The 10,238-nt window shown below is 70.6% G+C and carries 4 protein-coding genes; all 4 read left to right on the forward strand.

What is annotated here, in order from left to right; all coding sequences use genetic code 11:
• Positions 1–93 precede the first annotated feature (93 nt).
• The 4 genes from ITP53_RS01845 (at position 94) to ITP53_RS01860 (ending at position 10,237) form a co-directional block, all read left to right on the forward strand.
• Positions 94–1,653, forward strand: a complete 1,560-nt coding sequence (locus tag ITP53_RS01845) for a tryptophan halogenase family protein (RefSeq protein ID WP_195893498.1) — start codon at positions 94–96, stop codon at positions 1,651–1,653.
• A gap of 32 nt (positions 1,654–1,685) precedes the next feature.
• Entirely contained in the window at positions 1,686–2,978 is a 1,293-nt protein-coding gene (locus tag ITP53_RS01850; protein WP_195893499.1) for an MFS transporter, read from the forward strand.
• A gap of 38 nt (positions 2,979–3,016) precedes the next feature.
• Complete coding sequence (locus ITP53_RS01855) at positions 3,017–3,811, forward strand: dienelactone hydrolase family protein (protein ID WP_195893500.1); 795 nt, start codon at positions 3,017–3,019, stop codon at positions 3,809–3,811.
• 66 nt (positions 3,812–3,877) lie between these two features.
• Positions 3,878–10,237 carry a non-ribosomal peptide synthetase gene (locus ITP53_RS01860; protein ID WP_195893501.1) on the forward strand — a complete coding sequence of 2,120 codons (6,360 nt, stop codon included), beginning with the start codon at positions 3,878–3,880 and terminating at the stop codon, positions 10,235–10,237.
• The last annotated feature ends 1 nt before the right edge of the window (position 10,238 follow it).

Raw genomic sequence — 10,238 nt, forward strand, 5'->3', positions numbered from 1 at the left:
TGAAAAGCGCGCGCCTTCAGTTCATGAGAATCGCCGACGTGCCCCAGGCGCGCGCCTGCCCGGTTCAGTACAGATCAAAGGAGGGCTCTCCGAATGATCCAAAGTGTTGTCATAGTGGGCGGTGGGACCGCCGGATGGATGACCGCGACCTACCTGCGCGCGACGTTCGGCTCACGAATCTCGGTGACGCTCGTGGAGTCCAAGAACGTCCCGACGATCGGTGTCGGCGAGGCGACGTTCAGCACGATCCGGCACTTCTTCGCCTATCTGGGCCTGCAGGAACACGAGTGGATGCCGGAATGCAGCGCCACCTACAAGCTCGGGATCAGGTTCGAGAACTGGCGTGAGCAGGGGCACTACTTCTACCACCCGTTCGAGCGGCCCAGGATGATAGACCGGTTCCCCATCACCGACTGGTGGCTGCGGCTGCGCAGGACGGGGCGTTTCGACGACGACTGCTTCGTCATTCCCGCCTTGTGCGAGCACAAGTCCTCGCCGCGCCATCTCAGCGGCGAGACCTTCGAGCAGCGCGGCTGGGGCGGTGACCAGGCCACCGCCGGCGGCACGACGACCGAGCAGCGGACGCAGTTCCCCTACGCCTACCACTTCGACGCGGCCATGCTCGCGAAGTATCTGAGCAGGTACGGCACGGACCGCGGCGTCCACCACGTGCTCGACAACGTCACCGACGTCGTACTCGACTCGCGCGGCTGGATCAGCCACGTCACGACCGCCGAACACGGCGAGCTGCACGGCGACCTGTTCATCGACTGCACGGGTTTCCGCGGCGTGCTGCTCAACAAGAAGATGGGCGAGCCCTTCCAGTCGTACCAGGAGACGCTGCCCAACGACAGCGCCGTGGCGCTGCGCGTGCCGCAGGACATCGCCACGCAGGGCCTGCGCCCTGTCACCACGGCGACGGCGCAGGAGGCCGGCTGGATCTGGACGATCCCGCTGTTCAGCCGGCACGGCACCGGCTACGTCTACGCGAGCGACTACATCACCCCCGACCAGGCCGAGCGCACTCTGCGCGAGTTCGTCGGGCCGGCAGCGGACGGGCTGGAGGCCAACCACATCAAGATGCGGATCGGGCGCACGCGCAACGCGTGGGTCAAGAACTGCGTCGGCATCGGCCTGTCCGCGGGCTTCGTGGAGCCGCTGGAGTCGACCGGCATCTTCTTCATCCAGAACGGGGTGGAGCAGCTGGTCAAGCACTTCCCCGACAAGCGCTGGGACGACGCGCTGCGCGACTCCTACAACGGGCACATGGCCCGGATGATGGACGGGGTCCGCGAGTTCCTGGCCCTGCACTACTACGCGGCCGGCCGGCGGGACAACCAGTACTGGAAGGACACCAAGACGCGGCCGCTGCCCGACGGGCTGGCCGAGCGGATCGAGCAGTGGAAGGTGAAGCTGCCGGACAGCGAGTCGGTCTTCCCCTACTTCCACGGCTTCGAGCCGTACTCCTACCAGATCATGCTGCTGGGACTCGGAGGCGTGCCGCTGCAGGCGCCGCCCGCGCTCGGCGCGATCGACGAGAGCGCCGCGGAGAGGGAGTTGGAACTCGTCGGACAGGAAGGCCGCAAGTTGGTGACCGAGTTGCCCAGCCAGTACGAGTACTTCGCACACCTGCGTGGGCTGACACAGGCGTAGGCCACCCAGTGGCCCATGGAAGGGATTGACCTATGACTGCAGGCCAGGCGAACCAAGAGGCGAGCCCCGGACCTCCGGCGCAGAGCTTGCGGCAGAACCGCGACTTCGGCAAATATCTGGTCGGCTACACCGCATCAGACTTCGCCAGCCAGATCGGCACCGTGGCCATTCCGCTGGTCGCGGTGCTCACGGTAGGGGCCTCCTCGTTCGAGGTCGGTGTCATGCGCTCCGCCAACCAGGTGCCCTACCTGCTGTTCGTCCTGGCTTTCGGCATCGTCGTCGACCAGGTGCGCAGGCGCAACCTGCTGGCCTTCGCCGACCTCGGCAGGGCGCTGGCGCTGGCCGCGATCCCCGCGGCCTTCGCGCTGGACGCGCTCAACGTGCCTGTGCTCTACCTGGTCTCCTTCCTCATCGGCGTCTGCACGGTGCTGTTCGACGTCGGCTCGCAGGCCTACCTGCCCAGGCTGGTCGAACGCGACCAGCTCACCCAGGGCAACAGCCTGATGGAGAGCCTGCGATCGACCTCGCTCATCGCCGGCCCCGCGGTCGGCGGCCTCATCGTCGGCTGGTTCTCGCCGCCCAACGCGCTCATCGCGTGCGCGGCGTTCTACCTGATCTCCGCCGGGGCGATCTGGTGGATCCGCAAGCCCGAGCCCAAGCCGGAGGCGAGCCAGGAAACGGGCTCGGCCATCGCGAAGATCGGCGAGGGTTTCCGCCTGGTGTTCGGGCATCCGATCCTGCGCTCGGTCGTCGGCATCGTCGCACTGTTCAACTTCACCTACGCCGCGTACCTGGCGGTGTACATCGTCTACCTGCCGGTCGAGCTGAAGCTGCCCACTTATGCCATCGGTCTGGCGTTCGCGGCGACCGGGCCCGGCTTCCTGGTCGGCGCGGTGCTGTCGTCGTGGCTGCCCAAGCGGTTCGGCTACGGCCTGGTCCTGAACACCAGCGCCGTGCTGAGCGGCCTGTTCGCGCTCGGAGTGGCGCTGTTGCACGGCAACGGCATCCTCACGATCGCGTTGCTGCTCGTCCTGCAGTTCGTCTACGCCACGCTCAGCATGACCTTCACGTTGCCCCTGGTGGCGATCAGGCAGTCGATCACGCCGGACAGGATACTCGGCCGGGTCACGGCGACCCACCGGTTCCTCGGCGTCGGACTGGGTGTCCCGCTCGGCTCCCTGGCCGGCGGTTTCCTCGGCGAGCAGCTGGGGCTGCGCAACGGACTGTTCGTCGCCGCTCTGGCGATGATCTTCGCTTCATCCCTCTACCTGTTCACCGCGCTGAGGACGATCGGCAAGGAGCTTCCCGAGCCGATCGAGACATGACCCGCAGTGCCCCGTTCCCGTCGAAGTGAGAGTTGATCATGAGCACTGACCTCCCGTACTTCGTGGAAGGCGAGTTCGTCCTCGAGCCCGAGGCGATCGAGCCCGAGCGTCACGGCAACGTCGACCTGTACATACCGAAGTCCGAGGGCCCGTTCCCCGCGGTGATCCTCGAGCCAGGCGGCCCGCTCCCCGAGGACGCGGACTGGAACGACCCGCGCGAGTGGTCGGTCTACCACGGATACGGCTCGCTGCTGGCCGCCCACGGCATCGTGGCCGGCCTCGTCAAGCTCCCCCTGTACGACGGGGAGCACTTCCCCCGCTGCGCGAAGGTGCTGGCGGAGTCGGTCGACGCCGTACGTGCCGACGATCGGGTCGACGCGGACCGGATGGGGATCTGGTTCTGGTGCGCGGGCGGCCCGCTGGTCTCCAGCTGGCTGCGCGAGGCGCCGCCGTGGCTGCGCGTTCTCGCTCTCACCTACCCCTCGCTCGGCGCACCGGACGGCGTGGAACTCCCCGCGGGGTTCGAGCCGTCGGACGCGCTGGCGGAGGCACGGGAGCTGCCGCGGATCCTGCTGGGGCGCGCCGCCCTGGAGGCGCCGGCCATCGCGAAGACCGTGGAGAAGTTCGTCATGGCCGCGGAGAAGCACCAGGTGCCGCTCGAGATCATCGACGTGGCCACCGGCTTCCACGGCTACGACATCGTCAACCACGCCCAGAAGAAGGTGGGCAACCCGCCGCCCGGCGCGGTGCGCCCGGACTTCGACGCCTCCATGGTGGAGTCGCGAGCGGCGGTGAACAGGGCCCTCGACTTCGTCAGAAAGGCCCTTCAGTAATCATTCGCCTTGGCCTACGTGACTGGCGTAACGCCGAGAGGGTCAACCGTCAAAAGGGGGAGTTCGGTGTCCAGTCGTATCTGCGGCCTGTCCTCGATGCAGCGGCGCCTGTGGTTCGTGGACCAGGTTCAACCGGGTGACGTCGCGTACAACATCCCAGTCGTGCTGCGGGTCCGCGGAAGGCTGGACATCGAGGCTCTCCAGGCGGGGCTGGACGCCGTGGTCGCCAGGCACGACGCGCTGCGGACCCGGTTCCTCGTGGTCGACGGCGAACCGGCGCAGGAGGTGCTGCCCGACGCGCGCGTCGTCGTCGACGTGGTGGACATGCGCAGCCGCGAGGACGCCGAGGCCGTGGGGCGCGCGTACGCCGCGGCCGAGGCCGGGCGGTCGTTCGAGCTGACCGTCGCGCCGCTGCTGCGCTGCGTCGTGGTACGGCTCGGCGACGCCGACCAGCTGGTGATGTTCACCATGCACCACATCGTGTTCGACGGCCTGTCGGCGGAGGTGTTCTTCGACGAGCTGTCGACGGCGCTGACCGGCGGACCGCGGGCGCTGCGGGGCCGTCCCCCCCAGCTCACCGAACTCGTCGAGTGGGAGCACGCGTCGGTCGAGTCCGGCGAGCAGGACCGGCTGGTGCGGTGGTGGAAGGAGCGCCTCGCGGGCGCTCCGACCGTGCTCGACCTGGTGACGGACCGGGCGCGGCCCGCGGTGCAGGCACACCGCGGCGCCCGCCGCACGCTCACGCTGCCCGCGGACGTGGCCGAGGGCCTGGCGGAGCTGAGCCGGTCGCACGGCGTGACGTTGTTCATGTCGTTGCTGTCGGCGTTCGGCGTGGTGCTGGCTCGGCACTCGGGTCAGGACGAGGTGCTGGTGGGCGTGCCGGTGGCCTTCCGTCCCCGGTCCGGCTTCGAGCGCGCGATCGGGTGCTTCCTCAACACGGTCGCCATGCGCGTCGACATCGGCGCGAACCCGTCGTTCGCGGAGCTGCTGGCCCAGGTGAAGGACACGGCGCTGGCCGCGTTCGAGCACCAGGAGGCGCCGTTCGAACGGCTCGTCGCGGAACTCGCGCCGGAGCACGACCTGAGCCGCACTCCCCTGCTCCAGGTGCTGCTCAACATCGAGCCGGAGCCCGTGCCGCCCGCGTTCCCCGGCTGCGTGACCGAGCACGTCGAGAACGAGTCCGTGACGGCGAAGTTCGACCTCACCCTGTACGTACGGACTTCGCCGGGCCTCATCGACCTCGACCTGGTCTACGACGCCGCCCTGTTCTCAGAGACCCGGATCGGCTGGCTGCTCGACCAGCTGGGCGCGTTGCTCGCCCAGGTCGGCCCCAACCCGCACCGTTCGGTGCGCGGCTACCCCCTGCTGTCCGGGCAGAGCCGCGAGCTGCTGCCCGACCCCTTCGAACCGCTCGCCCCCGAGTGGCCGGGATCGCTGCTCGGCCGGATGGCCAAGCACGTGGCCGGCTCGCCGGACCGCGTCGCCATGACCTACAAGGACGAGGTCTGGACCTACGCCGACCTCGACCACGCCTCGAACCAGCTCGCCGGCCGCCTGCGCGGCGCGGGCGTGGGACGCGGCGACATGGTCGGCATCGTCGTCAAGCGCGATCCGTCCACCCAGGTGGCGATGCTGGCCGCGATGAAGTGCGGCGCGCCTTTCGTGATCATGGACTGGACCCTGCCGCCGGCCAGGCTCGCCCAGTGCGTGGCCGTCAGCGCCTCGAAGGCGATCGTGCTCACGCGCGGCTGCGAGCCGCTGCCGGACGGCGTGGCCGCCGCGGCAGGACCTGAGCCCGCCGAGGTGATCCGGCTGGACGACCCCGAGTGGACCACGCTGCCCGCCGATGACGACCATGTCGACATCCGCCCGGAAGACCCGATCTACGCCGTCTTCACCTCCGGCTCGACCGGGGTGCCCAAGTGTGTGGTGACCAGGCACGACGCCGTCATGCACTTCCTCGACTGGTACGAGCGGTCCCAGCGGCTCGGCCCCGGCGACCGTATCGCCGTGCTCGCCGGCCTCGGCTACGAGGTGCTGATGCGGGACCTGCTGACCCCGATGTGGCTCGGCGCCCGGTCGTCCTTCCCGCACCTCGACCGGCTGGACTTCGCCGGCACCACCCACTGGCTGCGGGACATCGGGGCGACGGTCCTGCACCTCACGCCGCCGTACGCCAACGAACTGGCCGCGGCGATGCCGCCCGGCGGGCTGCCGGACATGCGGCTGGTCGGGATCAACGGCGACGTGCTGCGCCGTGACACGGTGACGGCCTGGGCGGCGGCCGCGCCGCGCACGACATTGATCAACATCTACGGCGCGACCGAGACCCCGCAGGTGATCTCCGCGCTGTCGCTGCGCGACCCGGGCTCCCCCGACGGGGTCCGGCCCTTCACGTCCAAGGCACCGATCGGGCCGGGCATCGACGGCGTCCAGGTGCTCGCACTCAACCCGGCGGACCAGCTGTGCGCGGAGGGGGAGATCGGCGAGCTGGTCGTGCGGACGCCGTACCTGGCCACCTACCTCGACGGCGTCAGCGGCGGGTTCACCGTCAGCCCGTGGACCGGCGACCCCGGGGACCGCGTCTACCGCACCGGGGACCGCGTCCGCTACCTCGGTGACGGGTGCTTCGAGTTCGTCGGCCGTACCGATCACCAGATCAAGCTGCGGGGTCACCGGATCGAGCCGGGCGACATCGAGGCCGCCCTGCTCGGGCACGAGCACGTCGGCCAGGCACTGGTCATGGTGCGCGAGGACAGGCCTGGCGACCGCCGGCTGGTGGCGTACGTGACGCCCGCGCCGGGCGGCGCCGCGCCGTCGGCGGCCGAGCTGCGGGCCCTGGCCAAGGCCGCGCTGCCGGGGCCCATGGTGCCGTCCGCGATCGTGGTGCTGCCCGGCTTCCCCCTGACGGCCAACGCGAAGATCGACCGCGCGGCGTTGCCGGCGCCCAGCCGCGAGCAGGAGCTCGGCCACCGGTCCCGGCGCCCCTCCGGTGACGTGGAGCGCAAGCTGGCCGGGCTGTGGGAGGACGTGCTCGCGGTCGACGGCATCGGCGCGGAGGACGACTTCTTCGAGCTGGGCGGCCACTCGCTGCTGCTCACCAGGCTCCTCGCGCGGGTGGCCGAGACCTTCGGCGTCAGGCTCAGCCTGCTCGAGGTGTTCGAGACCCCGACGATCGCGGGGTTCGCCGGCCTGGTCCGGGCCAGGGCCCGCGAGGACGTCGCGGCGGAGCCCCCGCCGATCCTGGCCGGCGGCGACGGCACCTACCCGCTCACCCGGACGCAGCGGCGGATGTGGTTCGTCGACCAGATCCAGCCTGGCGACGTCTCGTACAACATGTCGGTGATCCTGCGGGTCAGCGGCGAGCTGGACGTCGGCCGCCTGCAGGCCGGCCTGGACGCCGTGGTGGCGCGGCACGGGGCGTTGCGCACCCGGTTCGCGATCGTGGACGGCGAGCCCGTGCAGGAGGTCGTCTCCGGTGCCAGGGTGCTGATCGACGTGGTGGACCTGCGAGATCGCGAGGACGCGGAGGAGGTCGGACGCGCGTACGCGGCGGGAGAGACCCGCCGGCCGTTCGATCTGTCCGTCGGCCCGCTGATGCGATGCGTCGTCGTACGGCTGGGCGAGGCGGTGCGACTGGTCACGTTCACCCTGCACCACATCGTCTTCGACGGATGGTCGGGAGGCGTGTTCTTCGAGGACCTGTCACGGGCCTTGGCGGGCGAGCTCGACGGCCAGGTCGCCCAGCTCGCGGACCTGGTGGAATGGGAGGGGTCCTCGGCCGGCGACGGCGCGCAGGACCGGCTGGTGAGCTGGTGGAAGGAGCGGCTCGCCGAGGCGCCGACGGTCGTGGACCTGGTGACGGACAAGCCGCGTCCCGCCGTGCAGGCGCACCGCGGCGCGCGCCGCCGGTTCACCGTTCCCGCCGAGGTCGTCGCGGGCCTGCACGCGGTGGGCCGGGCGCACGGCGTCACGCCGTTCATGACGTTGCTGTCGGCCTTCGGCGTGGTGGTGGCCAGGCACGCGGGCCAGGACGAGGTGCTGGTGGGCACGCCGGTGTCCTTCCGTCCCCGCTCCGACTTCGAGCGGTCCGTCGGCTGCTTCCTCAACACCGTGGTGATGCGGGTCGACACCGGCGGGCGGCCGTCGTTCGCGGACCTGCTGGCGCGGGTGAGGGAGATGGCGCTGGCCTCCTTCGACCATCAGGAGGCGCCGTTCGAACGGCTCGTCACGGAACTCGCGCCGAACCACGACCTCAGCCGCAACCCGCTCTTCCAGGTGCTGTTCGCCCTGCAGAACGTGCCGCAGGCGCCGCTGGTGATCCCCGGCTCTCTGGTCGAGACCCTCGACAGCACCGAGAGCCACGCGCAGTGCGACCTCAGCCTGCGCTTCGTGCAGGGCGCCGAGGGCCTGGTCGGCATGCTGGACTACGACGTGGACCTCTTCGAGGAGGCCACCGTCGACCGGATGATCGGCCACCTGCTGAACGTGCTGGCCAAGGTGGCCCGCGACCCGCGCGTCCCGATCCACCGGCTCGACCTGCTGGGCGGGACGGAGCGCGAGCTGCTGGTGCGTGGCTGGAACGACACGGCCAGGGACTACCCGCTGGATCGCACCCTGACCGACTTCCTGCACGACCAGGTGCGCCGGACTCCCGACGCGCCCGCGGTCCGGTTCGACGCGGAGGAACTGTCCTACGCGGAGCTGGACCGGCGGGCGAACTGGCTGGCGCTGCGTCTGCGGGAGCGGGGAGTGGGACCGGACGTCGTGGTGGGCGTCCACATGCGTCGCTCGGCCGAGCTGATGGTGGCGTTACTGGCCGTACTCAAGGCCGGGGGCGCCTACCTGCCGATGGAGCCCGACCACCCGGTCGAACGGCTCCGGACCATGCTCGAATCGAGCGCCTGCCCCGTCGTCCTGACCCACCACGAGCTGGCGGGCACCTTCCCCGGCGAGATCGTGGTCGGGCAGGACGCCGCGGACCAGGGTCCGGGGCCGGCGGCCGGTCCGGACAACCTCGCGTACGTCATCTACACGTCAGGCTCGACCGGCGTGCCCAAGGGCGTCCAGATCACGCACCGGGGCATCGTCAACCGGCTGTTGTGGATGCAGGAGGCATACGGGCTCACCGCGCGGGACCGCGTGCTGCAGAAGACGCCGATCGGCTTCGACGTCTCGGTGTGGGAGCTGTTCTGGCCGTTGATGACCGGCGCCCGCGTGGTGCTCGCCGCGCCGGGCCGGCATCGGGACCCGGCCTACCTGGTCGAGCTGATGGCCTCCGCCGGCGTCACCGTCTGCCACTTCGTGCCGGTCATGCTGCGCGCGTTCCTGGAGACCCCCGGCGTGGCGCGGCAGACCGGGCTGCGGCTGATCGTGTGCAGCGGCGAGGAACTCCCCGCCGACCTCGCCCGGCTGTGCCTGCGCACGCTGAACCTCCGGCTGGAGAACCTGTACGGGCCCACGGAGGCCTCCGTCGACGTCACCTCGTGGACGTGCGAACCCGGCTCAGAAGCGCCACGGGTCCCGATCGGCTCACCGATCGCCAACACGCGGACCTACGTCCTGGACGGCAGGCTCCAGCCGGCTCCCGTCGGCGTGACCGGCGACCTCTACCTCGGCGGTGCAGGTCTGTCCCGCGGTTACCGCGGCCAGCCGGCGCTGAGCGCGGAACGGTTCGTCGCCTCCCCGTTCGGGCCGCCGGGCGCGCGGCTGTACCGGACGGGCGATCGCGCGCGGTGGCTGCCCGGCGGCAGGCTGGAATTCCTCGGCAGGCAGGACCACCAGGTCAAGATCCGCGGGTTCCGGATCGAGCTGGGCGAGATCGAGCAGGTGCTGGCCCGTCACGACGCGATCGGGCAGGTGCTGGTCGTCGTGGGCGAGGATCGGCCGGGCGATCGGCGGCTGGTCGCGTATCTGACCACGAAGCCGGGCGCGGCTCCGCCGTCGGCCGCGGAGCTGCGGACGCTGGCCGCCTCGGTGCTGCCCGCGTACATGGTGCCGTCGGCCTTCGTGCCGCTGGCGGAATTCCCGGTCACCTCCAGCGGAAAGATCGATCAGGCCGCCCTGCCCGCGCCCGATCACGTGCGTACGGGCCCGTCGCGGGCGCCCGCCACCGACCAGGAGCGGACGCTGGCGGCGCTCTGGCAGGAGGTCCTCGGCGTCGGGAACGTCGGGGCCGACGACGACTTCTTCGAGCTGGGCGGCGACTCCATGCACGCGGTCGTGTTCGTGGGCCGCGCCAGACAGCACGGGTTCGACCTCACGGTCGAGTCGCTGTTCCGTACGCCCACGCTGGCCGCGCAGGCCCAGAGCCATCGAGCGGACGAACCCGCGCCCCGCGCGGAGAACCCCGCGCAGGACGACGACACCGACGCCTTCCTCCTGATGTCAGAAGAGGACCGCGCGCGCCTGACCGGAGGGAGCTGAC

The organism is Nonomuraea cypriaca, from assembly GCF_015645445.1.
In the GTDB taxonomy this organism is placed as follows: domain Bacteria; phylum Actinomycetota; class Actinomycetes; order Streptosporangiales; family Streptosporangiaceae; genus Nonomuraea; species Nonomuraea cypriaca.

Excerpts from the sequence above, each read along its gene's own strand:
- ITP53_RS01845 (WP_195893498.1), top strand. The coding sequence starts at position 94 with ATGATCCAAAGTGTTGTCATAGTGGGCGGTGGGACCGCCGGATGGATG.
- ITP53_RS01850 (WP_195893499.1), top strand. The coding sequence starts at position 1,686 with ATGACTGCAGGCCAGGCGAACCAAGAGGCGAGCCCCGGACCTCCGGCG.
- ITP53_RS01855 (WP_195893500.1), top strand. The coding sequence starts at position 3,017 with ATGAGCACTGACCTCCCGTACTTCGTGGAAGGCGAGTTCGTCCTCGAG.